The 23509-nt window shown below is 67.0% G+C and carries 21 protein-coding genes; 3 read left to right on the forward strand and 18 right to left on the reverse strand.

The window, feature by feature from the left end:
- Window positions 1–351 precede the first annotated feature (351 nt).
- The 4 genes from O6P39_RS00800 to xdhA form a co-directional block, all read right to left on the reverse strand.
- Window positions 352–2280, reverse strand: coding sequence for a methyl-accepting chemotaxis protein (locus tag O6P39_RS00800; protein WP_275609598.1), 1929 nt, complete (start codon window positions 2278–2280; stop codon window positions 352–354).
- A gap of 109 nt (window positions 2281–2389) precedes the next feature.
- A complete protein-coding gene (gene xdhC, locus O6P39_RS00805; RefSeq protein WP_275609599.1) occupies window positions 2390–3226 on the reverse strand; it encodes a xanthine dehydrogenase accessory protein XdhC in 837 nt (278 codons plus the stop codon).
- On the reverse strand, window positions 3223–5769 hold the full coding sequence (gene xdhB, locus O6P39_RS00810; protein WP_275609600.1) for a xanthine dehydrogenase molybdopterin binding subunit: 2547 nt from the start codon (window positions 5767–5769) through the stop codon (window positions 3223–3225). Before xdhB ends, xdhC begins: the two co-directional genes overlap by 4 nt.
- Window positions 5762–7186, reverse strand: coding sequence for a xanthine dehydrogenase small subunit (gene xdhA / locus O6P39_RS00815; protein ID WP_275609601.1), 1425 nt, complete (start codon window positions 7184–7186; stop codon window positions 5762–5764). The genes xdhB and xdhA overlap by 8 nt, the downstream gene beginning before the upstream one ends.
- A gap of 433 nt (window positions 7187–7619) precedes the next feature.
- Here xdhA and ahpC point away from each other — a divergent pair, with 433 nt between their 5' ends.
- Complete coding sequence (gene ahpC, locus O6P39_RS00820; RefSeq protein WP_275609602.1) at window positions 7620–8183, forward strand: alkyl hydroperoxide reductase subunit C; 564 nt, start codon at window positions 7620–7622, stop codon at window positions 8181–8183.
- 200 nt (window positions 8184–8383) lie between these two features.
- On the forward strand, window positions 8384–9949 hold the full coding sequence (ahpF, locus tag O6P39_RS00825; RefSeq protein WP_275609603.1) for an alkyl hydroperoxide reductase subunit F: 1566 nt from the start codon (window positions 8384–8386) through the stop codon (window positions 9947–9949).
- Between the two features lie 159 nt (window positions 9950–10108).
- On the opposite strand, the gene cls is transcribed toward ahpF, so the two are convergent.
- The 14 genes from cls to zur all read right to left on the reverse strand — a co-directional run bounded on the left by cls (window position 10109) and on the right by zur (window position 22441).
- On the reverse strand, window positions 10109–11542 hold the full coding sequence (gene cls / locus O6P39_RS00830; RefSeq protein ID WP_275609604.1) for a cardiolipin synthase: 1434 nt from the start codon (window positions 11540–11542) through the stop codon (window positions 10109–10111).
- Between the two features lie 42 nt (window positions 11543–11584).
- Entirely contained in the window at window positions 11585–12982 is a 1398-nt protein-coding gene (locus O6P39_RS00835; RefSeq protein WP_275609605.1) for an amidase, read from the reverse strand.
- A 101-nt stretch (window positions 12983–13083) separates the two neighbouring features.
- Window positions 13084–13665: an alpha/beta hydrolase gene (locus O6P39_RS00840; protein ID WP_275609606.1), complete on the reverse strand. Its 582-nt coding sequence runs from the start codon at window positions 13663–13665 to the stop codon at window positions 13084–13086.
- A gap of 118 nt (window positions 13666–13783) precedes the next feature.
- A complete protein-coding gene (locus tag O6P39_RS00845; protein ID WP_275609607.1) occupies window positions 13784–14437 on the reverse strand; it encodes a gamma-glutamylcyclotransferase in 654 nt (217 codons plus the stop codon).
- Between the two features lie 379 nt (window positions 14438–14816).
- Window positions 14817–15218 (reverse strand): biopolymer transporter ExbD, encoded by a 402-nt coding sequence (locus O6P39_RS00850; protein WP_275609608.1) that lies wholly within the window; start codon window positions 15216–15218, stop codon window positions 14817–14819.
- A gap of 1 nt (window position 15219) precedes the next feature.
- Window positions 15220–15936, reverse strand: coding sequence for a MotA/TolQ/ExbB proton channel family protein (locus O6P39_RS00855; protein ID WP_275609609.1), 717 nt, complete (start codon window positions 15934–15936; stop codon window positions 15220–15222).
- 49 nt (window positions 15937–15985) lie between these two features.
- Entirely contained in the window at window positions 15986–16801 is an 816-nt protein-coding gene (locus O6P39_RS00860) for an energy transducer TonB (protein ID WP_275609610.1), read from the reverse strand.
- Between the two features lie 436 nt (window positions 16802–17237).
- Complete coding sequence (locus tag O6P39_RS00865) at window positions 17238–18020, reverse strand: MetQ/NlpA family ABC transporter substrate-binding protein (protein WP_275609611.1); 783 nt, start codon at window positions 18018–18020, stop codon at window positions 17238–17240.
- 41 nt (window positions 18021–18061) lie between these two features.
- Entirely contained in the window at window positions 18062–18727 is a 666-nt protein-coding gene (locus tag O6P39_RS00870) for a methionine ABC transporter permease (protein ID WP_275609612.1), read from the reverse strand.
- Window positions 18724–19734 carry a methionine ABC transporter ATP-binding protein gene (locus O6P39_RS00875; RefSeq protein WP_275609613.1) on the reverse strand — a complete coding sequence of 337 codons (1011 nt, stop codon included), beginning with the start codon at window positions 19732–19734 and terminating at the stop codon, window positions 18724–18726. The genes O6P39_RS00870 and O6P39_RS00875 overlap by 4 nt, the downstream gene beginning before the upstream one ends.
- A 195-nt stretch (window positions 19735–19929) precedes the next feature.
- Entirely contained in the window at window positions 19930–20316 is a 387-nt protein-coding gene (locus O6P39_RS00880; protein ID WP_275609614.1) for a hypothetical protein, read from the reverse strand.
- A 37-nt stretch (window positions 20317–20353) separates the two neighbouring features.
- Window positions 20354–21142 carry a zinc ABC transporter permease subunit ZnuB gene (gene znuB / locus O6P39_RS00885; protein WP_275609615.1) on the reverse strand — a complete coding sequence of 263 codons (789 nt, stop codon included), beginning with the start codon at window positions 21140–21142 and terminating at the stop codon, window positions 20354–20356.
- The gene (znuC, locus tag O6P39_RS00890; RefSeq protein WP_275609616.1) at window positions 21135–21935 is read right to left on the reverse strand and encodes a zinc ABC transporter ATP-binding protein ZnuC; all 801 of its coding nucleotides are present in this window, start codon (window positions 21933–21935) and stop codon (window positions 21135–21137) included. The genes znuB and znuC overlap by 8 nt, the downstream gene beginning before the upstream one ends.
- Window positions 21935–22441, reverse strand: coding sequence for a zinc uptake transcriptional repressor Zur (gene zur / locus O6P39_RS00895; protein WP_275609617.1), 507 nt, complete (start codon window positions 22439–22441; stop codon window positions 21935–21937). Before zur ends, znuC begins: the two co-directional genes overlap by 1 nt.
- A gap of 71 nt (window positions 22442–22512) precedes the next feature.
- Between zur and znuA the strand changes: the two genes are divergently transcribed.
- Entirely contained in the window at window positions 22513–23457 is a 945-nt protein-coding gene (gene znuA / locus O6P39_RS00900; RefSeq protein WP_275609618.1) for a zinc ABC transporter substrate-binding protein ZnuA, read from the forward strand.
- Window positions 23458–23509 lie beyond the last annotated feature (52 nt).

The following is a 23509-nucleotide window of genomic DNA, read 5'->3' on the forward strand; positions in this document are numbered from 1 at the left end:
ACAGCCCGGCGTTGGGCATTATTTGAACAAGCTGTGGAAAAGCTGTTGGCAGATTTGCCCGGATTTTCCTGATCCGGCGGCCATCGAATCATTCAGTGAACTTATACAGCTCCCGCAGTGCCTGGGCTCGGGCCTTTCGAGCGAATGTTCAGTGGCGGTGGAGAACCCGGTGTAAAAGCTCTGAACAATTTGTGGGTAATCTGTGCGCTATTCGGGCCCGATCATTGCTCGTCCGGGGCGATGATCGATCAGCAAGGCTCACTGACAAGCAGGTTGCGCGGAACCAGGGGCCCCGCCAGCCTGTGGGTAACTTTGGGGAAAAGACGCCGGCGCGGAGGCCGGCGCCGGGGCTTACAAGCGGAATTGCGCCATCTGCCGCGCCAGGTCGTCGGCCAGGGCGCGCAGCTCGCGGCACTGCTCGCTGCCGTGCTGCACTTCGTGGGTGGTGGCATGGGCCAGGTCGGCGATGCCCTGCACGTTGCGGTTGATCTCCTCGGTCACCGCCGACTGCTCCTCGGTGGCGGTGGCCACCTGGTGGTTGATGTCGCTGATGCGTTCCACCTGGTCGGCGATGGCGCCCAGCGAGACTCCGGCCTGTTCGCTGGCGGTCAGGCTCTGGCCGGTGGCCTGCTGGCCGGAGTGCATCGAGCGCACGGCAACCTCGGCGCCGTTCTTCAGGCGCTGGATGATGGCGAGGATTTCGTCGGTGGAACCCTGGGTGCGGCTGGCCAGGGTGCGCACCTCGTCCGCCACCACGGCAAAACCGCGGCCCAGCTCGCCGGCCCGCGCCGCCTCGATGGCGGCGTTGAGGGCGAGCAGGTTGGTCTGCTCGGACACGCCACGGATCACCGCCAGCACCTGGTCGATGCTCGCCACCTGGTCGGCCAGCTGGCCCACCGCGCTGGCGGCCTCGCCGATTTCCCCGGACATGCGTTGGCCGAGCTGCAGCGAGCCGTCGACCACCCGCCGCGCCTCGCCGGCCTCGTCCCGCGCCTGCTGCGAGGCACTGGCCGCCTGTTCGGCGTTGCGCGCGATCTCCTGCACGGTGCTGCCCATTTCGTTCACCGCCGTGGCGACCATGTCGGTCATCTCCTGCTGGCGGCCGGCGCGTTCGGCGGTGTTGTCCACCACCCGCGCCACTTCGCCGACCGTCTGCAGCAGCCGCTGGCTGGTGGCGAGCACGGCGCCGATCAGCGCACGCTGGCCTTCGAGGAAGCGGTTGAAGCCGCGCGCCAGGTCGCCCAGCTCGTCGGCGCGACTGTCGTCCAGGCGGCGGGTCAGGTCGCCACCGCCTGCGCCGATGTCCAGCAGCGCGCCGGTGACCTGGCGAATCGGTTTCACCAGGCTGCGCGCCATCAGCACCACCAGCGCCAGGCAGACCAGCGCCACCAGCGCGCCGGCCAGGCCCGATAAGGCCAGTGCTTCGCGGGCGTCGGCGTAGATTTCCGCCTCCGGCACTTCGCTCACCAGGGTCCAGCCGAGGTCGTGCAAGGGCAGGCTGGCGGCCAGGAAGTCGTCGCCGTCGCGCTCGAAACGGGCGCTCTGGAAGCCCTGTTTGCCGAGCAGCGCGGCCGCCGCCCGGGCGCCGAGCAGGTCGTCCAGGGTGCGGCCCTTGGGCAACGACGGGTCGGGGTGGATCTGCACCTGGCCGTCGTTCTTCACCAGGTACACGCGCCCGGACGCTCCGAAGCGGAAGTCGCGGATCAGCGCTGACAGCTCGCGCATCTCCAGGCCCAGCCCGGCGATGCCCAGGAGCTTGCCGCCCTGCTCCACGCGCTGGTCGATGAACAGCGCCAGTTCGCCGGTGCCGCCGTCGACGTCGATGTTCCACATGCGTGGCTTGCCGCTGTCGATGAACTGGAAGTACCAGCTGTCCTTCGGCTCGCTGCGGCTCAAGGTGCGCTCCTTGCCCTTGTCGCTGTAGTAGGCGCCGCTGGCGTTGGAAGTGATCAACGCGGAGAAGGCTTTCTGCGAGGCGCGGATGCCGCCCAGGTAACGGGTGAATTCGGCGAGCCGTTCCGGGCTTTCGCCGGCGGCCAGCCAGTCCTGCACCAGGGTGTTCTCGGCGATGCCGGAGGCGGCGGTGATCGGTCCGGTGAGGCGTCGTTCGAAATCGTTGGCGATCGCCTGGATGCTCGCCGGCAGGGCCTGTTCGAGCAGGTAGCGCTCGCTCAGGCGATTGACCAGCACGGCATACAGGCCGAGGACGATGAGCAGGCTGATCAGCAGGGCAGCGCCCATGCTGAGGATGAGTTGGGTCTGGATACTTCGCAGGCGCATATTCTTGTTCTCCTCCGAACGCACGGCGAATCGCCCGCGGCTGGATGCGGGCGAAGAGACGGGGTCAGGAGGTTATCGGCCGGGGGGCGGAAAACTGTTGTCCAGCTGGTCAGCTTTTCGTCGGATCGCTGCACAGCGCCGCCCAGGCCACGCCTTCACGGGTCTGGCGCGGCGGTGCGTCCTGGTGATAGCGGGCGATGACCTGGGCGGCAATGGAGATGGCGACCTCCAGCGGCCGTTTGCCGGGCACCTCGGCCAGCCCGATGGGGCAGTGCAGCTGGGCGATGACCTCCGGCGGATAGCCGCGCTGTTCCAGGCGCATCTGGAAGCGCTGGGCCTTGGTGCGCGAACCGATCATGCCGAGGAAACGGGCGTCACCGCGCTTGAGCACGGCTTCGGCGAGGGCGTAGTCCAGCGGGTGGTTGTGGGTCATGACCAGGAAGTAGCTGCCCGGCGGCGCTTCGCTCACCGCGTCTTCCGGCTCGTCGAGCAGGCGCATGCGTACGCCCTCGGGGACCGTCTGTGGAAACTGGGCCGCGCGGCTGTCGACCCACTCCAGGCGCAGCGGCAGGCCCGCCAGCAGCGGCGCCAGGGCGCGGCCCACGTGGCCGGCGCCGAACAGCAGCACCTGCGGCCCGCGCGCGGCGAAGCACTCGAACAGCAGGCTGGCGCGCCCGCCGCAGCATTGGCCCAGGCGCGGGCCGAGGGGGAAGTGTTCCAGCGCCTGCGCATCCTGGCCGGCCAGCAGGAGCTTGCGCGCGTGCTCGATGGCGGCGAACTCCAGGTGACCGCCGCCGATGGTGTCCACCGTGGTTTCGGCGGTGACCAGCATCTTGCTGCCGGACTCGCGCGGGGTGGAGCCCTGCACGCCGATCACGGTGACCAGCACGTAGGGCTCGGCGCTGTCGCGCAGGCGGGCGATGGCGTCCATCCAGGTGGTTGTCATGGCGCGGGTCCTTCGTTCGAGTTCGGTGTGGGTGGGTTTCCCCTCACCCCAACCCTCTCCCGGGGGGAGAGGGGGCTGTCTGCAGCGGGATTCGAGTCTTCCGCTTCGCAGGTGGTTTCCGGCTGCAGCTGTGGCTGCGCCTCACGCCGATCGGTCCCCTCTCCCTCTGGGAGAGGGCTAGGGTGAGGGCGTTCCTGCTCCAAACGGCGCACAGCCTCGCACGCCCACAACACCCGCTCCGGCGTTGCCGGCGTATCCAGCTCCGGGCTCACCCGGTAGTCCGCCAGGCTGGCGACGGCATCGCGCAGCGCCGACCACACGGAGATCGCCAGCATGAACGGCGGCTCGCCCACGGCCTTGGACAGGTACACGCTGTCCTCCTCGTTGGGCCGGTCGAACAGCGCCACACGGAAGTCCTCGGGCATGTCGCTCACCGCCGGAATCTTGTAGGTTGCGGGCCCCACCGTGAGCAGCCGGCCCGCATCGTCCCAGCGCAGCTCCTCGGTGGTCAGCCAGCCCATGCCCTGGACGAAGCCGCCCTCGATCTGGCCGATGTCGATGGCCGGGTTCACGCTGCGGCCGACGTCATGCAGGATGTCCACCCGCCGCACGCGGTATTCGCCGGTGAGCGTGTCCACTTCCACCTCGGACACAGCCGCGCCGTAGGCGAAGTAGAAGAACGGATGGCCCTGCCCCTTCTCGCGGTCGTAGAAGATTTTTGGCGTGCGATAGAAACCGGTGGCGGAGAGCTGGATGCGGGCGAAATAGGCCGCCTGGATGGCCTCGGCGAAGCCCAGGCGTTGCGTGCCGACGGTCACGCCGCCGTGTTCGAAGCGCACCTCCTGCGGCTTCACCCCGTCGCGCTCGGCGAGGAACTCCGCCAGGCGCTTCTTCAGCGTGCGCGCCGCGTCGCGGGCGGCCATGCCGTTCAGGTCGGTACCGCTGGAGGCGGCGGTGGGCGAGGTGTTGGGCACCTTGTCGGTGCGCGTCGCGGTGATCGCCACGCACTCCAGCGGCACCTGGAATTCCTCGGCGACGATCTGCGCGACCTTGGTGTTCAACCCCTGGCCCATCTCGGTACCGCCGTGGTTCAGCTGGATGCTGCCGTCGGTGTACAGGTGGATCAGCGCGCCGGCCTGGTTCAGGTGCTGGGCGGTGAAGGAGATGCCGAATTTCACCGGGGTCAGCGCCAGGCCCTTTTTCAGCACAGGGCTGCTGGCGTTGAAGGCGTGGATCGCCTCGCGCCGTGCGTGGTAATCGCTGCTCTGTTCCAGCCGCGCGATCAGCTCGCCCAGCAGGTTGTGCTCGACCTTCTGGTGGTAGGGCGTCAGCTCCCGCCCTTTCTCACCTGAAAGTAAGCCGCCGTAGAGGTTCAGCTTGCGCACGTCGAGTGGGTCCTTGCCCACGGCGCGGGCGATGTCGTCCATGGCGCGCTCGATGATCATCATTCCCTGCGGCCCGCCGAAGCCACGGAAGGCAGTGTGCGAGACGATGTTGGTGAAGCTGCGGTAGCCGGAGATGGCCACGTCGGGGATGAAGTAGGCGTTGTCGGCGTGGAACATCGCGCGGTCGACGATGGCGTCGGACAGATCCGGCGAGTGGCCGCAGTCGCCCACTACCTCCAGCTGCGCGGCGAGCAGCCGGCCTTCGTCGTCGAAGCCGATGCGGTAGCGGTTGTGGAAGGGGTGGCGTTTGCCGGTCAGGCGCATGTCGTCGGCACGCGGCAGGCGCAGCTTCACCGCGCGGCCGGTCTTGCGCGCCAGTAGCGCGGCGAGGCAGGCGAAGGGCGCGGCCTGGGTCTCCTTGCCGCCGAAGCCGCCGCCCATGCGCCGCACTTCCACCGTGACCTTGGCCAGCGGAATCGCCAGCACCTCGGCCACCAGTTTCTGCACTTCGCTGGGGTGCTGGCTGGAGGTGTGTACCAGCATGCCGCCGTCGTCGGTGGGCAGCGCCATCGAGGCCTGGCCTTCGAGGTAGAAATGCTCCTGCCCGCCGACGAACTGGCGGGCTTCCAGCACATGCGGCGCAGCGGCCAGCGCGGCCTCGGTATCGCCCCGGCGCATGTGGTGCGGCGGGCGCACGAAGCGTTCCTCCGCCTTGGCCTGGAGCGGGTCGAGCAGGGCACTTTCTTCGGAATATTCGACCGTCGCCAGACGCACGGCACGGCGGGCCTGGATCAGGCTTTCGGCGGCCACCGCGAACAGCGCCTGGCCGTGGTATTTCACGCGGTCCCCGGCCAGCAGCGGGTCGCCGGGGAATACCGGGCCGATGTCGGTATGGCCGGGTACGTCGTCCAGGGTCAGCACCGCCACCACGCCGGGGGCGGCGCGCACGGCGTCGAGGTCGAGGGAGCGCACGGCGCCACAGGCGATGCCGGTCAGGCCGACGGCGGCGTGGAGCAGCTCGCGGGGTTCCTTCAGGTCGTCCACGTAGCGCGCCGCGCCGCTGACGTGCAGCGCCGCGCTGTCGTGTTCGCGGGGCTGTCCCGCGCTGTGTATGGCGCCCGTTACGCCGTTGCTGGCCAGCGGCGGCAGACTACGCATGGCGCACCTCCGCAGGGCTCTGAGTCCATTCCAGTAGTGCGCGCTGCAGGAGGTTCTGCGCCACCTTCAGGCGATAGGCGGCGCTGGCGCGCAGGTCGTCGATGGGCTGGAAGTCCTGTGGGATCGCCGCTTGCGCAGCGGATACGGCAGCGGCGTCGAAGGGTCTGCCGCGCAGCGCCGCTTCGCTCCGTGCACCGCGTAACGGCGTGGCCGCCATGCCGCCGCAGGCCAGGCGCACATCGGTAACGATGCCGGCGTCATCGAAGTCCAGGCGCAGGGCCATGCAGACGGCGGAAATGTCGTCGTCGCGGCGCTTGGAAATCTTGTCGATGCGGAATTTCTGGTGGGCTTTCAGGCGCGGAATCAGCACCGACTCGATGTACTCGCCGGGTTGCAGGATCGTCTTGCGGTAGCCGGTGAAGAAGCCATCGATGGGCACCACGCGCACCGTACCCGCGCGGCGCAGCCGAAGCTTCGCATCCAGCGCCAGCAGCACCGGCGGCATGTCGCCGATGGGAGAGGCGTTGGCGATGTTGCCGCCGAGGGTGCCGCGCTGGCGGATCTGCAGCGAACCCAGGCGCTCCATCAGGGCGGCGATGCCGGGGAACTCGGCGAGGGCTTCGAGGCAATCGGTGTAGGGGCGGGCGGCGCCGATCAGCAGGTGGTCGGCGTGGGTTTCCAGGTGCTGCAGTTCGCCCAGGTTATCGAGGTGGATCAGCGCCGGGAAGGCCTTCAGGTTCTGCGTGGCTTCCAGCGCCAGGTCGGTGCCGCCGGCGATCAGCCGTGCCTGCGGATGGCGTTGCAGCAGGTCGTCCAGCTCATCCTGCGAGGTGGGTAACCAGGCGTTTTGTTCGCTGTCGTGCAGCGTGCCCGTGGCGGGCAGTTCGCGCAGGCGGGCGAGGGTAAGCGCGGCGTCCCGGGCGAAGCGATCGGTGCACGGCTGCCCGGCGATCTGCGTGGCAGCGTCGAGGATCGGCCGGTAGCCGGTGCAGCGGCACAGGTTGCCGGACAGGGCGGTCAGCGCCGTCTCGCGGTCGTGGGGCGGCGGCGAGTGGTGCCAGGCGAACAGCGACATGACGATCCCCGGCGTACAGAAACCGCATTGCGAGCCGTGGCAGTTCACCATCGCCTGCTGCACCGGATGCAGCGCGCCTGGCTGGCCGAGGTGCTCGACGGTCAGTACCTGGCGCCCATGCACCGCCCCGAGCAGGGTGATGCAGGCGTTCACCGCGCGGTAGCGCAGCTTCTCGCCGTCGGGCTCGACGAGCACCACCGTGCAGGCACCGCAATCGCCGGAGGCGCAACCTTCCTTGGTGCCAGTGCGGGCCAGGTGGCTGCGCAGGTAGTCGAGCAGGCTGGTTTCCGGCGGCAGTCCGTCGGCCCGGATCAGCTCGTCGCCCAGCAGGAACTGGATCATGGGGATACCTCGTCGTCAGGCGCCGGTGCCCTCAAGGCAAGCATAGGCTCGTGGGGCTTTTTGACCAGACAGCCAGGAATGCCGACGGGGTTTGCGGATGCGTGGGGCGTACAACCGTTCGCAGTTGTACGCCGATACACCGCGTTGCGTCGTCGGCTCCGGCGCGGGCTCGGAGTGCCTTGGGGGCAAGGTCAATCAGCGTATAACGCGGAGCGTTATACGCCCTACGCGGATGCCTTCAGGCGTAGGACGAGGAAGCTGGTTTCGATAGGAAACCTCTTCCTTTTATATATCCATTGATAGAGATGCTCAATTAAATTGATGCCCTAAATCAATGGGCCTTTCTTGTCATCAGGCGATAATCTTCCCCCTGTCGAATTTCAACCGATCGACCCACTCGATTAAACGACAACTCTCTACGAGGAATTGCCTAATGAACCTGATCAACACCCAAGTTCAACCGTTCAAGGTCAACGCTTTCCATAACGGCAAGTTCATCGAAGTCACCGAAGAGTCCCTCAAGGGCCACTGGTCGGTTCTGATCTTCATGCCGGCAGCCTTCACCTTCAACTGCCCGACCGAGATCGAAGACGCGGCCAACAACTACTCCGCTTTCCGTGACGCTGGCACCGAGGTTTACATCGTTACCACCGACACCCACTTCTCCCACAAGGTGTGGCACGAAACCTCCCCGGCCGTGGGCAAGGCTCAGTTCCCGCTGATCGGCGACCCGACCCACCAACTGACCAACGCTTTCGGCGTGCACATCCCGGAAGAAGGCCTGGCCCTGCGCGGCACCTTCGTGATCAACCCGGAAGGCGTGATCAAGACCGTCGAAATCCACTCCAACGAGATCGCTCGTGACGTCGGCGAAACCCTGCGCAAGCTGAAAGCTGCCCAGTACACCGCCGCTCACCCGGGCGAAGTCTGCCCGGCCAAGTGGAAAGAAGGCGAGAAGACCCTGGCTCCTTCCCTGGACCTGGTCGGCAAGATCTAAAAACGGTCGGGAAGCGGTTGCGCGGCGGCTCCTGCCGCGCAACTTCCGGGCGTCTGCTCACGACGCTTCCCAATCCGTTTTCGCAGTACCCCGAGGATGCCTACCGGCATCCTCCCTACCTAAGCCAAAAGCGTGCGTAGGGCGGTCCCGAGGGACGCGCCGGGGAACCCTTTTGCCCAAATTTCAAAGGAAGTCGAATCATGTTGGACGCCACTCTTAAAACTCAGTTGAAGGCCTACCTGGAAAGGGTCACGCAGCCGTTCGAGATCGTTGCGTCCCTGGATGACGGCGAAAAATCCCGCGAACTGAGCGAACTGCTGCACGAAATCGTCGGCCTGACCGACAAGATCACCCTGCGTGAAGATGGCAGCGACGAGCGCAAGCCGTCCTTCGCGCTGAACCGCCCGGGGGCGAACATCGGCCTGGCTTTCGCCGGCATCCCCATGGGCCACGAATTCACCTCCCTGGTGCTGGCGCTGCTGCAGGTCGGCGGCCACCCGTCCAAGCTCGAAGCCGACGTGATCGAGCAGATCAAGGGCATCCAGGGTTCGTTCGAGTTCGAAACCTATTTCTCGCTGTCCTGCCAGAACTGCCCGGACGTGGTGCAGGCGCTGAACCTGATGGCCGTGCTCAACCCGAACATCCGCCACGTCGCCATCGACGGTGCGCTGTTCCAGGAAGAGGTCGAGCGTCGCCAGGTGATGGCTGTGCCGAGCATCTACCTCAACGGCGAAGTGTTCGGCCAGGGCCGCATGGGCGTTGAAGAAATCCTCGCCAAGATCGACACCGGCGCCGCCGCTCGCGAAGCCGAGAAGCTGTCGGCCAAGGAAGAGTTCGACGTGCTGGTCGTCGGCGGTGGCCCGGCTGGCGCCGCTGCTGCCATCTACGCCGCCCGTAAGGGCATCCGCACCGGCGTTGCCGCCGAGCGTTTCGGCGGTCAGGTGCTGGACACCATGGCCATCGAGAACTTCATCTCGGTGACCGAGACCGAAGGCCCGAAACTGGCTCGCCAGCTGGAAGAACACGTCAAGCACTACGACGTGGACATCATGAACCTGCAGCGCGCCAGCGCGCTGATCCCGGCCAAGACCGCCGGTGAGCTGCACGAAGTGCAGTTCGAGGGCGGCGGCAGCCTCAAGGCCAAGTCCGTGATCCTGGCCACCGGCGCCCGCTGGCGCGAAATGGGCGTGCCGGGCGAGAAGGAATACAAGGCCAAGGGCGTGTGCTTCTGCCCGCACTGCGACGGCCCGCTGTTCAAGGGCAAGCGCGTGGCGGTGATCGGCGGCGGCAACTCCGGCGTCGAGGCGGCTATCGACCTGGCCGGTATCGTCAGCCACGTGACCCTGCTGGAGTTCGACAGCAAGCTGCGCGCCGACGCCGTGCTGCAACGCAAGCTGTTCAGCCTGCCGAACGTGGAAGTGATCACCAGCGCGCTGACCAGCGAAGTGAAAGGCGACGGCCAGAAGGTCACCGGCCTGGTCTACAAGGACCGCAACTCGGAAGAGTTCAAGTCCATCGACCTGGAAGGCATCTTCGTGCAGATCGGCCTGCTGCCCAACAGCGAATGGCTCAAGGGCACCCTGGAGCTGACCCCGCGTGGCGAGATCATCGTCGACGCTCGCGGCGAAACCTCGCTGCCGGGCATCTTCGCCGCCGGTGACGTGACCACCGTGCCGTACAAGCAGATCGTGATCGCGGTCGGCGAAGGCGCCAAGGCGTCGCTCTCTGCCTTCGACCACCTGATCCGCACCTCCGCGCCGGCCTGATGGTCCAGTGCTAGAAAGACGCCCGGTTCACGAGAGTGAGCCGGGCGTTTTCTTTTGTGCGGGGAAAGCGTTCGCGAGCAACCTCGCTCCTACAGGGGGAGGCGCGGTCTGCTCTTCGTAGGAGCGAGCTTGCTCGCGAACATCGCCTCACCCAAAGCTTCAGAGAATCGGCGACACCAACCGCGCCACTCGCATCCCCAACTGCTGCAACCGGTGCAGGCGCTTGCGGTCGTCCAGGTTCATCTCCACCGATTGTTCGAAGTCCGCCTCCAGCATGCGCTCCACCTCCTGGGCGAATCCTTCGTCGACCGTCACCACCATGATCTCGAAGTTCAGGCGGAACGAACGGTTGTCCAGGTTGGCGCTGCCCACCGCTGCCGTGTCGTGGTCGATCAGCAGCACCTTCTGGTGCAGGAACCCGGGCTGGTAGCGGAAGATGCGCAAACCGGCGCGCACGGCGTCCAGCGCGTACAGGCTGGAGGCGGCGTACACCGTCTTGTGGTCGGGCCGTGACGGCAGCAGGATGCGCACGTCCACCCCGCGCAGCACTGCCAGGCGCAGCGCGGCGGCCACCGCCTCGTCGGGCACGAAGTACGGCGTGGTGATCCAGATGCGTTCCACCGCCGCGTTGATCGCCTCGACGAAGAACAGCGAGCAGGTCTCCTGCGGGTCGGCCGGGCCGCTGGGCACCACCTGGCAGAGCATCCCCGAGTCTTCATAGGCCTTGGGCAGGATCAGCGTCGGCAACGTGTGGCTGGCCCAGTACCAGTCCTCGGCGAAGCACTCCTGCAGGCAGGCTACCGCCGGGCCGCGCAGTTCGATGTGGGTGTCGCGCCAGGGCGACAACGGCGGCTTCTCGCCGAGGTATTCGACGCCGACGTTGTGCCCGCCGACGAAACCGCGCACGCCGTCGACCACCACGATCTTGCGGTGGTTGCGGAAGTTCACCTGGAAGCGGTTGATCATCCCGCTGCCGGTGCTGAACGCATGCACCTGCACCCCGCCATTGCGCAGCTTGTCGATGTAGCGGCCGGGCAGGGCGTGACTGCCGATGCCGTCGTAGAGCAGGAACACATCCACACCGTTGGCCGCGCGCTCCAGCAGCAGTTGCGCCAGGCGCTGGCCGAGAGCGTCGTCGCGGATGATGAAGAACTGCACCAGCACCACCTGCTTCGCCGCGGAGATGGCTTCGAAGATGGCCTCGAACGACGCCTTGCCGTTCACCAGCAGGCGCACATGGTTGTTCGCCAGGGTCGGCATGCGCGCCAGCCCGACCATCGCCTTGAGCCCCTTGTAGCCGTCGTATTGGCGCGCCGCCAGGGCTTCCTCGACCCAGGGCCGCCAGTCCAGCTCGGCGGCGGCCACGTGCATCTCCTCGTTGGCCTGACGGCGCGCGCCGATGTAGGCATCGAAGCGGCTGCGGCCGAACACCAGGTAGGGCACCAGGGTCAGCAGTGGCATGAACACCAGCGAGGTGGCCCAGGCGATGGCGCCCTGGGCCGTGCGCACGGTGAGTACGGCGTGCACCGCGGCGATGACACCCAGTATCTGGATCAGTACCAGCAGGTGGGTGATGTAGGAGGAATACTGCATGGGCGCGCGATCGAATCCTTGTGGTCGGCGTGTGTCCTGAGCTTAGTTGGTGCCCGGCGGCTGCGGCCAATGCGGCACCGGGCCGCGCCAGCGCTCCCAGGCCTTGCCCAGGCGCAGTACCTCGATATCGGCGAAGCGCGGGCCGACGATCTGCAAGCCTATGGGCATCCCCTCGGCGGTGAAATCGCAGTTGATCGAGAGTGCCGGCTGCTCGGACATGTTCCACGGCACGGTGAAGCCGATGTGCTCGAAGGGTCGCGCCGGGTCGTTGCTGGGCGAGGCGAACTCGGCCGGGAAGGCCGCCACCTGGTTGGTCGGCGAAAGCAGGAAGTCGACGGTGTGGAACTGCTCGGCGGCGCGCCTGCGCATCTCGAAGGTACAGTTGAAGCCGCGCACCGCTTCGGCGCCGGAGACCGCCGCGCCGCCTTCGGCCCATTGGAAGATGTACGGCAGCACCTTGGCCTGGCGCTCGGCCGGGAGGTTTTCCAGGTCGGCCCACAGGCGGGCGCGCCAGAACCGGTCCAGCCCTTCCAGCACCGCGCCATCGAGGATCGGCCGTACCTCGATGATCTCCGCACCGGCCTCGGCGAAGCGTCGTGCGGCGGCTTCCACGGCGGCGCGCACCTCGGGCTCGGGTTGCAGGCCGCAGCCGGGGTCGAGCTGCAGGCCGATGCGCAGGCCGCGCACGTCGGCGGACTGGACGTGCCAGTCGAGGTCGGCCGGCGGCAGGGCGGTGGCGTCGCGCCAGTCGGGACGGGACAGGTGCTGCATCATCAGCGCCGCATCGTCCAGGGTACGGGTCATCGGCCCGGCGCAGCGTCCGGTGTAGTAAGGATCGATGGGAATGCGCCCTAGGCTCGGCTTGAAGCCGACCAGGCCGCACCAGCCGGCGGGCAGGCGCACCGATCCGCCGATGTCGGTGCCGATGTGCAACGGCCCGTAGCCCGCCGCAGCGGCGGAGGCCGCGCCGGCGCTGGAGCCGCCCGGGTTCATGCGCAGGTCCCAGGGGTTGCGCGCCAGCTTGTGGAAGCTGGAAAGCCCGGAGGAGAGCATGCCGTAGTCCGGCACCGTGGTCTTGCCCAGCAGGATGGCGCCGGCTTCGAACATCCGCGCGGCGGGCGGTGCGTCGGCGTTGGCCGGTTGCAGCAGGGTGGCGGCGCTGCCCAGGGGGATCGGGTCGCCGCGGGTGGCGATCAGTTCCTTGATGGTCACTGGCACGCCGTCCAGTTCGCCGCAGGGGGCGCAGCGTATCCAACGCGCCTCGGAGCGCCGCGCCTGTTCCAGCGCGCGCTGCGGGTCGAAGGCGTAGAGCGCGCAGAGCTGTGGCTCCCAGCGCTCGATATGGGCGATCAGGTGGTTGAGGTACTCCACCGGCGAAAGCTGGTGCGAGCGATACAGGGCGAGCAGTTCGACGGCGGACAGGTCGTGCAACGGTGGCATGGCGGTCTCCGGCGGGGGCGTCGTCTCACCCTAGCCGAATCCGCGCCAAGAGGGGATAGGCGCGGTGCAGACAACGCGCTCGCCCTGTCCTGAGTCAGGGTTCAGGCGCGCTGGCGCGACTGCTGGTCGATCAGGTACTGCAGGCGGTACAGGTGGCGGTAGCCGGCTTCCCAGGCGCCATGCCCGGATTTCACGTTGATGTGGCCGGCGGACGGCAGGATCACCGTCTCGGCGCCCCAGGTGCGGCCGAGGATCAGGGCCCGCTGCGGGCTGCAGGCTGAGTCGTTGTCCGAACCCACCAGCACGGCCGGGAAAGGCAGCGCCTCGCGGGCGATCGGCGCGAAGTTGCGCAGGGCTTCGTGGCAGGTTTCCCGCTCCACGTCCGCCGGGGCGACCAGCAGGGCACCGGAGACCTGCGCCAGGACGCGGCGATCGGCGCGGGCGGCCCAGGCGGCGACGGTGACGCAGCCCAGGCTGTGGGCGATCAGCACCACGCGACCCGGCTCGCGGCGAATCTCGCGGTCCAGTTCGGCGACCCAGTCGGCGCGCTGCGGGGTGATCCAGTCACGCTGCTGTACCCGCGCGGCATTGGGCAGGGCGCGCTGCCAGTGGCTCTGCCAATGGGCGTCCTCGGATCCGTGCCAGCCCGGCACGATCAGGTAGCGGATGCGTTCGTTGCGCATGGAGCGGCCCTCTCGAATCGTCATGAGAAGGCATTCTAGGGAGGGTTTTAATATTCGTTAAGGAATAAGAAATTCTTTGCTTATGCAATATTTCTGCTAAACGAATGGCTATAAGGGCTTATTCCTGCGCTCGGCGCAGTGGGCAGCAGCGCGCCAGGATGCCTTCCAGGTTGAGGTCGGGCATGGCGTAGTCACGCAGGGCCTTGGCGGTCTGCTCGACATAGTCGCGGGTGGTGCCGAAGTGACCCTGGGCGCTGTCCAGCACGTGCTGGAAGATGCTGTCGGGCAGGGAGCCGGCGTAAGTGGGCAGGTGGCGTTCGAGGACGAAGCCCAGGGCGCGCACGCGGGTGCCGTCGTCCAGGCGGCAGCTCAGCCACTCCGGGCGGTAGGAGGCGTAGGGCATCTCCCGTTCCCAGAGCGCGTAGAGGTTGGCGTCGAGGTTTTCTTCCGGCAGGCGGAAGGCGAAGCCGGAGCAGGAGCCGCCCCGGTCGAGACCGAGCACCAGGCCCGGCGCTTCCGGCGTGCCGCGGTGGGTGAGGGACCACAGGTAGAGACCGCGATGGTAGCCGTGCACCCGCGCGCGGCGGGCTTCGGCCACCGGGAACTCCGGCCGCCAGATCAGCGAGCCGTAGGCGAACAGCCAGACGGGACCGGCGCCGTGTTCGCCCATGGTGATGTCGAGCGAGGCGCGCAGTTGTTGTGGTGTGAAGCGTTCCGGCACCCCCAGTGTCGGCGGATAGAACGGGCCATCCAGGGCGGGAGACGATGTCATGCGGTACCCCTCAGGTCTCCTGACTGTCATCAACTTAGTGTAAGCGCGCGAGGCGCGGAAGGCCCTGATGGGCAAAGGGATATCGCCGGAGCGGGGATGACGACGAACGGCGGGCGTAGGGCGTACAACCGTTCGCGGTTGTACGCCGATACATCTCGTCTTATCGGCTGCTCCAAGGCGAACCTGGAGTGCCGTGGGGCCAAGGTCAATCGGCGTATAACGCGGAGCGTTATACGCCCTACGTCTTGGTGGAGGTCGGAGCGGGAATAAAAAAAGGCCGCTCACCCCTGCCTGAGTAATGGGTGAGCGACCTTGAAGCCTGTTGCGTTGTGGAAGACCCGTTGTACACCCGCTCTATTTCAAGGGTTTTACAGCTTCCTCAACGCGCGGTGATCACCGCCAGTTTGGTGATTCCGGCCTTCTCGATGGAGGCCATGGCCTTGGCCACCTGGCCGTAGTTCACCCCTTCGTCCGCCTGCAACTGCACGCGCAGTTCGGCATCTTTCGCCTTGGCCGCCGCCAGATTGCTCTGCAGCAGGTCCGGCTGGATCTCGTCCTTGTTGATGAACCACTTGCCGGCGCCGTCGATGCTCACCACCAGCGGGTCCTTCTGCTCCGGCGGGGCGACCGCCTCGGTCTTGGGCAGGTTGATCGGGATGGCGTTGGTCAGCAGCGGCGCGGTGACGATGAAGACCACCAGCAGCACCAGCATCACGTCCACCAGCGGGGTCACGTTGATCTCGGAGAGAACCTCGTCGCTGTCCTGGGTCGAGAAGGCCATGTCAGCTCGCCTCCTTCACACTGGCGCCGGTGCTGGGTTTGCGCGCGGCGGTGGGCAGGGCGACGACGCGGAAGGCGCTCTTCTGCGCGAGGCTGTAGAAGTCGTGGGCGAAGTCGTCGAGGTCGGCCGCGGTGAGCTTCAGGCGACGGAGGAAGTAGTTGTAGACCAGCACCGCCGGCACGGCGACGGCGATACCCACCCCGGTGGCGATCAGTGCGCTGCCGATAGGGCCTGCGACGGTTTCCAGGCTCGCCGAGCCCGCCGCGCTGATGCCCTTGAGCGCTTCCATGATCCCCCACACGGTGCCGAACAGGCCGATGAAGGGTGAGGTGGAGCCGATCGAGGCGAGCACCGCCAGGCCCGATTCCAGGGAACGGCGCTCGCGCTGGATCTGCTGGCGCAGGGCGCGTTCGAGGCGGTCCTGGTGGTTGATCGATTGGGCAAGGTCCGGTTGGCCGTGGTCCTGCACCTGGATTGCAGCGAAACCGGCCTGGGCCACGCGGGCGCCGGCGCCGGGCTTGCCGGCGGCCTGGTCACCGGCGGATTCGAGGCTGGTGGCGCTCCAGAACTGCTTCTGGAAGCGCTTGTCCTGGGACTTCTGGCGGGTGAACTGGACGCCTTTCACCAGGGCCAGGGCCCAGGTGACGACGGAGAAGCCGACCAGCAGCCAGATGACTGCGCCTTCGACGGATTCCAGGGGGTTCAGGGGCAGACTCATGGGTGTTCTCCTTCCGCGATTCTCGTGCGGCTGATCTGGGCAAATGGAATCAATGCAATTTGAAATCGATGGGCACGCTGACCCAGCCGTCCTGGGCCACGTCGCCGCGCTTGGCGGGGACGAAGCTCCAGCGTTTCACCGCGCGCACCGCGGCATCGTCCAGGGCGTCGCGGCCGCTGCTCTTCTGCACCTGGATCTCGCTCGGGCTGCCGCTGGCCAGCACATGCACACGCAGCAGCACGGTGCCTTCCCAGCCACGGCGCTGGGCCAGTGGCGGATATTCCGGCGCCGGGTTCTTCAGGTAACCGGCGCTGGCCGAGGGCGGCGTCAGCGGGGCCGGAGCCGGCGCTGGCGGAGCGGGTGGTGCCGGTTGCGGCGGCGGGGTTTCGGCCTTGGGCGGCGCGGGCTGCTCGACCGGCTTGGGCACGGGTTTGGGCTTGGCGACGGGGTTCGGCTTGGGTTTGGGGATTGGCTTGGGCGGCGGTGGTTTCACCGCGTTCTCGTCCACCACCGGGGGTGGCGGCTCCTGCACCACGGGTTCGGGGATCGGCTCGGGTGGCGGCGGTTCGACTACCGGCGGGGTGGGCGCAGTGAATTCGATGGTCATCGGCGGCACCTGCGGCGGTACCTCCGGCAGCTTCGGCGTGGGCTGCTGGCTCAGCCAGTAGATCACCGCGCCGTGCAGCGTCAGGGCGAACAGACCGAGCAGCACCGCTTCGCGGCGACCGAGGGTGCGGGCTTTCGCCGGCACATGGCGGCCCAGCTCCAGCGCGTGGCGCAACGGGCGGCCGAGATCGACCAGGTCGCCGCCGGGCACGTGGCGCAGGAAGGCATCCGGCGCGAGGGCATGCTGGGGTTGGGCCATGAACGATCTCCTTGCAGGTCTGCGCGGCTCTGCGTCGCGCTTGAAACGGACCTGCATGATTGGCGGATCGTCTTAGCTCTTGAAGTGATTATTTTTGTTATTGAAATAACTTTTTGAACTATTAGTTTTTGCTGGACCGCTACAGGCCACGCCGTGCGCGGGATTGCGGGAAGTGGCAAAAAACCGATGCCTTTGCCGCATGGAAAGTATGCGGGGAAGGCTGGTGAAAAACGGCTCAGAACTGCGTGATAGAGCCTGTCTGTAGGAGCGAGCTTGCTCGCGAACAGTGTTTGCCGGTCGCGCCGAGCTGGGCGGGTTCGCGAGCAAGCTCGCTCCTACGAAAATCAAAAAGCCCCAAAAGCCGGAAAGCAGGGCGCCAGAAACGAAAAAGCCCGGTCATTGACCGGGCTTTTCCAGAGCCTCAGGCTCGCGGCGATCAGAACGCCGGGACCACGGCACCCTTGTACTTCTCGAGGATGAACTGCTTCACCTCGGGGCTGTGCAGGGCGGCGGCCAGCTTCTGCATGGCGGCGCTGTCCTTGTTGTCCGGGCGGGCAACCAGGATGTTCACGTAGGGCGAGTCGGAACCTTCGATGGCCAGGGCGTCCTGGGTGGGGTTCAGCTTGGCTTCCAGGGCGTAGTTGGTGTTGATCAGGGCCAGGTCGACCTGGGTCAGCACGCGCGGCAGGGTGGCCGCTTCCAGCTCACGCACCTTGATGTTCTTCGGGTTCTCGACGATGTCCTTCGGGGTGGCGGTGATGGACTTGTTGTCTTTCAGCTTGATCACACCGGCCTTGTCCAGCAGCAGCAGGGCGCGGCCGCCGTTGGTGGCGTCGTTGGGGATGACCACGGTGGCGCCGGAGGGCAGCTCGTCGAGCTTCTTGAACTTGGTGGAGTAGGCACCCAGCGGCTCGATGTGCACGCCGGTGACGGCCACCAGGTGGGTGCCCTTGGACTTGTTGAACTCATCCAGGTACGGCTGGTGCTGGAAGAAGTTGGCGTCCAGGCGCTTCTCGGCAACCTGGGTGTTGGGCTGCACGTAGTCGGTGAATTCCTTCACTTTCAGCTCAACCCCTTCCTTGGCCAGGATGGGTTTGACGAAGTTGAGGATCTCGGCGTGCGGCACCGGGGTGGCGGCGACGGTCAGGCTGTCGGCGGCCTGGGCCAGCGGGGCGGAGAAGGCTGCGGCAGCGGCGAAAGCAGCGAGCAGTTTTTTCATTGTTGGCTCCTAAGAAAGCCCGCGTCCGGCGGGCCAGTCGGTTACTTGCGGGAGAAGTGGACCACCAGCTTGTCGCCGACGGTCTGCAGAATCTGTACGAGCACCAGCAGCATCACCACGGTGACCACCATCACGTCGGTCTGGAAGCGCTGGTAGCCGAAGCGGATGGCCAGGTCACCCAGGCCGCCCGCACCCACCACGCCGGCCATCGCGGTGTAGGACACCAGGGTGATGGCGGTGACGGTGATGGCGGCGATGATGCCCGGACGGGCCTCGGGCAGCAGGGCGTTCCAGATGATCTGGCGGGTGCTGGCGCCCATTGCCTGGGTGGCCTCGATGATGCCCTTGTCCACCTCGCGCAGCGCGGTTTCCACCAGGCGCGCGAAGAACGGCGTGGCGCCCACCACCAGCGGCGGGATGGCGCCGGCGACGCCCAGCGAGGTGCCGGTGATCAGCACGGTGAAGGGGATCATCACGATCAGCAGGATGATGAACGGCAGCGAGCGCAATACGTTCACAACGAAGGACAGCAGGGCATACACCGCGCGGTTCTCGAACATCTGCTTGGGCCCGGTGAGGAACAGCAGCACGCCCAGCGGCAGGCCCAGAACGATGGTGAACAGCAGCGAACCGCCGAGCATCCAGAAGGTGTCGATGCTGGCCTGGAGGATCTCGGACCAGTCGATGTTTACAAAGAACTCGTTCATGCGCGCAGCACCTCGACATGGACTTCGGCGGCGTTCAGCTGCGCCATCGCGGCTTCAATATCACCGCCCACCAGGGACAGGGTGAGCTGGCCGTAGGGCTGGTCCTTGATGCGGTCGATACGCCCCGCGAGGATGCTGTAGTCCACGCCGGTCTGGCGCGCGACGGTGCCCAGCAGCGGCGCGTAGGTCGCCTCGCCGCGGAAGGTCAGACGCAGGATGCGGCCCGGCACGTGGGCGAAGTCGTCGTGCTGCTCGTCCTCGTCCACGCGCTCGGCTTCGAAGACAAAGCGGCGGGTGGTTTCGTGCTGCGGGTGCAGGAACACGTCGGCGACGTCGCCCTGTTCGACGATGGTGCCGGCGTCCATCACCGCCACCTGGTCGCAGACGCGACGGATCACGTCCATCTCGTGGGTGATCAGGACGATGGTCAGCTTCAGCTCGCGGTTGATCTCCGCCAGCAGTTGCAGGACCTGGCCGGTGGTCTGCGGGTCCAGCGCGCTGGTGGCCTCGTCGCAGAGCAGGATCTTCGGTCGGCAGGCCAGCGCACGGGCGATGCCGACACGCTGCTTCTGGCCGCCGGAGAGCTGCGCCGGGTACTTGCGGGCGTGGTCCTTGAGGCCGACGCGTTCGAGCAGTTCGTCCACCCGCGCGGTGATTTCGGCGGCGCTGTAGGTGCCGGCGAGCTTCATCGGCATGGCGATGTTGTCGGCGACGGTCTTGGAGGCCAGCAGGTTGAAGTGCTGGAAGATCATCCCGACGCGCTGGCGGAAGCGGCGCAGGCCGTCGGCGTCCAGGGCGGTGATGTCTTCGCCGTCGATGACGATGCGCCCGCCGCTGGGCTCTTCCAGGCGGTTGATCAGGCGCAGCAGGGTGCTTTTACCGGCGCCGGAATGGCCGATCAGGCCGAAGACCTGGCCGCCCTCGATGGTCAGGCGGGTCGGCTGCAGGGCCGGGATATCGCGTCCGGCGACGCGATAGGTCTTGTGGACGTCGTGGAATTCGATCACTTAGCGAACCTTGTGGGTACGAGGAGGCGCCGCTCGCTGCCGGGGCCGTTGGATGAACAGGCGTAGGCAACGAGCGTAGGCGGTCAGCCAAAACCGCGCATTTTAACCTGCTTTTTTATGGCTGATTAATCTTTGTTCAGATAAGCGCAGAACAAAAGAGAATAAAGGGCGCCGCGAACGGGCGCCCGTGGGGGATTACGGCGTGCAGTTCGGCTGGGCAGCCGGGGCAACCGGCACGGCGGGCTTCTGCAGGCCGCTGACATCGGCGGCGACGCCGGGCGCGCGGGGCATCAGTGAGCGGGCGCGGGTCAGGGCCGCGGTGGCGCCGTTGACGTCGCCGTTCTGCAGCGCCGTGCGGCTGCGCTCCAGGTAGGCGTCTGCCAGGCGCTGGCGGCGCTCGGCGAGCTGGGTGGCGGTCTCCTGCTCGGAGCCGAGCTTGAGTTGCGCGGATTCCAGACGGCCGGCGGCCAGTTCGGTTTCGAAGCCACTGCTGCTGGCCGGGTTGCTCGCAGTGCTCTGGCAGGCGGTGAGGGCCAGCGCCAGAGCCATCAGCGAGAACAGGCGGATGACGAACGACTTCATGCGTCAGGGTCTCTTTTGATCAAAAAATCGCCAAATTCTACACCGTACGGCGTGGCAGGACAAAACTCAGCAGGAACAGGGCCGCCGCGCTGACCACGATGGAGGGGCCGGCGGGGGTGTCCTTGAACCAGGACAGCGAGAGCCCGGCGCACACCGCCACCAATCCAATCAGACTGGCGCCGAAGGCCATTTGTTCAGGGCTGCGCGCATGCCGTTGGGCGGCTGCGGCGGGAATGATCAGCAGCGAGGTGATAAGCAGCACGCCGACGATCTTCATGGCCACGGCGATGACGATGGCGATCAGTAGCATCAGCGCCAGGCGGATGGCGGTAACGGGCAGGCCTTCGACCCGCGCCAGTTCCTCGTGCACGGTGATCGCCAGCAGCGGCCGCCACAGCCAGCAGATCAGCCCCAGCACCAGGGCGCTGCCGGCGACTATCCACAGCAGGTCGGTCTGGCTGACGGCGAGCAGGTCGCCGAACAGGTAGGCCATCAGGTCGACGCGCACTTCCTTCATGAAGCTCAGGGTTACCAGGCCCAGGGACAGCGTGCTGTGGGCGAGGATGCCCAGCAGGGTATCGGCGGCCAGCGGCTGGCGCTGTTGCAGGGTGACCAGCAGTACGGCGAGCAGCACGCAGCCGACGGTCACCGCCAGCGTCGGGCTGACGTCCAGCAGGAAGCCGAGGGCGACGCCGAGCAGGGCGGCGTGGGACAGGGTGTCGCCGAAATAGGCCATGCGTCGCCAGACGACGAACGACCCCAGGGGCCCGGCGACCAGCGCCAGGGCCAGCCCGGCGAGGAGGGCGTTGAGCAGGAAATCAGCCATGGTTGCAGTCGGGGCCGTGCTGGTGGACCGGAGTGAAGCGCGTGCCGGCGGGGAAGGCGGGTTTCACCACCTCGCCGTGCAGGTCGTGGGAATGGTCGTGGTGGTGGTGATAGACGGCGAGGCTGCGGGCGTCCTGGCCGAACAGCTCGACGAAGGCAGGGTCGCCGCTGACCTGTTCCGGATGGCCGGAGCAGCAGACGTGGCGATTCAGGCAGACCACCTTGTCGGTGGCGCTCATCACCAGGTGCAGGTCGTGGGAAACCATCAGCACGCCGCAGCCGAGGCGGTCGCGCAGGCGGCCGATCAGGCGGTACAGCTCGGCCTGGCCGGCAACGTCGACACCCTGTACGGGTTCGTCGAGCACCAGCAGCTCCGGCTTGCGCAGCAGGGCGCGGGCCAGCAGAACGCGTTGCAGTTCGCCGCCGGAGACGCTTTGCAGCGGCTTGTCGATAACGTGTGCCGCGCCGACTTCCTTCAGCGCATCCAGCGCCTGGGAGCGTTGCACGCCGGGCACCAGGCGCAGGAAGCGCAGCACGGTGAGCGGCAGGGTCGGGTCGACGTGGAGCTTCTGCGGCATGTAGCCGATGGACAGCTTGGGCGCCCGCCAGACGCTGCCGGTATCGGGCTTGAGCAGGCCGAGCACGCTGCGCACCAGGGTCGTCTTGCCGGCGCCGTTGGGGCCGATCAGGGTGACGATCTCGCCGGGGGCGATGGTCAGGTCGACGTTCTGCAGCACCGCTTGGCCTGCGTAGCTGACGCCGACGCCTTGCAGGCGGATCAGGGCGTCGCTCATCAGGCCTCCCGCTTGCCGGGGGCGCAGGCGCCGCAGAGGCCGACCACTTCGACGGTCTGGGTTTCTACGGCGAAGCCGACGCTCTTGGCGCCGGTGACGATGGCCTCGCTGATCGCCGGCTGTTCCAGCTCGATGGCGGTCTTGCAGGCGCGGCAGATCAGGAACTGGCCTTCGTGGGCGTGTTCGGGGTGGGCGCAGCCGATGAAGGCGTTGAGCGAGGCGATGCGGTGCACCAGGCCGTTTTCCAGGAGGAAGTCCAGCGCGCGGTAGACCGTTGGCGGCGCGGCCTTGCGACCGTCTTCCTCGCTCAGCACGGCGAGGATGTCGTAGGCGCCCAGCGGCTTGTGACTCGCCCAGACCAGCTCCAGCACGCGCCGGCGCAGTTCGGTCAGGCGCACGCCCTGGCGCGCGCACAGCGCATCGGCGTCGGCCAGGGCGCTGGCCACGCAATTGGCGTGGTCATGCGGGCGGCAGGCGAGGGGAGTCTTGGGGGCGATCTTGTACATGCGGCGGCGACGCTCTTGTGTAGAGACGTTATTATATTACTCTTTCATCTCCCCCCTGTGTGAGTACCGCCGTGTCCTTCCGTCCCGTCGCCCTGCTGACCGCCGCTTGCGCGCTGCTGCTCAGCCTTCCCGTGCGCGCCGAGGTCAGCGTGCTGACCAGCATCAAGCCGTTGCAGCTGATCGCCGCCGCCATCCAGGACGGCGAAGGCACGCCGGACGTGCTGCTGCCGCCGGGTGCCTCGCCGCACAGCTACTCGCTGCGCCCGTCCGATATCCGCCGGGTGCGCGACGCTCAGCTGTTCTACTGGGTCGGCCCGGACCTGGAGAACTTCCTGCCCAAGGTGCTGGAAAGCCGCAAGGGCCCGAGCGTCGCCGTGCAGGACCAGGCCGGCATGCACTTGCGCAAGTTCGCCGATTTCAGCGGGTCCAACCATCCGGACCACGATGACGCCCCAGACCATGACGAGATTGGCCATGACCACGACCATCGCCCCGGCATGATCGACGCCCACCTCTGGCTACTGCCGGCCAACGCCCAGGTGATTGCCGCGCGCATGGCCGAGGACCTGGCCATCGCCGATCCGGCCAACGCCAGCCGCTACCAGGCCAACCTGAAGGCTTTCGATGAGCGCATGGAGACGCTCGATGCGCGCCTGAAGCAGCGTATCGATCCGCTCAAGGGCAAGCCGTTCTTCGTCTTCCACGAAGCCTTCGACTACTTCGAGGAGGCCTACGGCCTGCGTCATACCGGGGTATTCGCGGTGTCCGCCGACGTGCAGCCGGGGGCCCGCCATGTGGCTGCCATGCGTGCGCAACTGCAGAAGGCCGGGCCGTCCTGCATCTTCAGCGAGCCGCCGCTGCGCCCGCGCCTGGCCGATACCTTGAGCCAGGGCTTGCCGGTGCGCCTGGCCGAGCTGGATGACCTGGGTGTGGGCGTGAAGGTGGATGCCCAGGGCTACGAGAACCTGCTGGGCAACCTGGCGGGTGAGTTCGCAGGGTGTCTGGAGAAGCTCTGATCCGGGCTTCCCGGGAATTTCCTCTGCCTGGGGTATCCCCTCACCCCGGCCC

This window comes from Pseudomonas sp. PSE14 (assembly GCF_029203285.1).
Taxonomy (GTDB): domain Bacteria; phylum Pseudomonadota; class Gammaproteobacteria; order Pseudomonadales; family Pseudomonadaceae; genus Pseudomonas.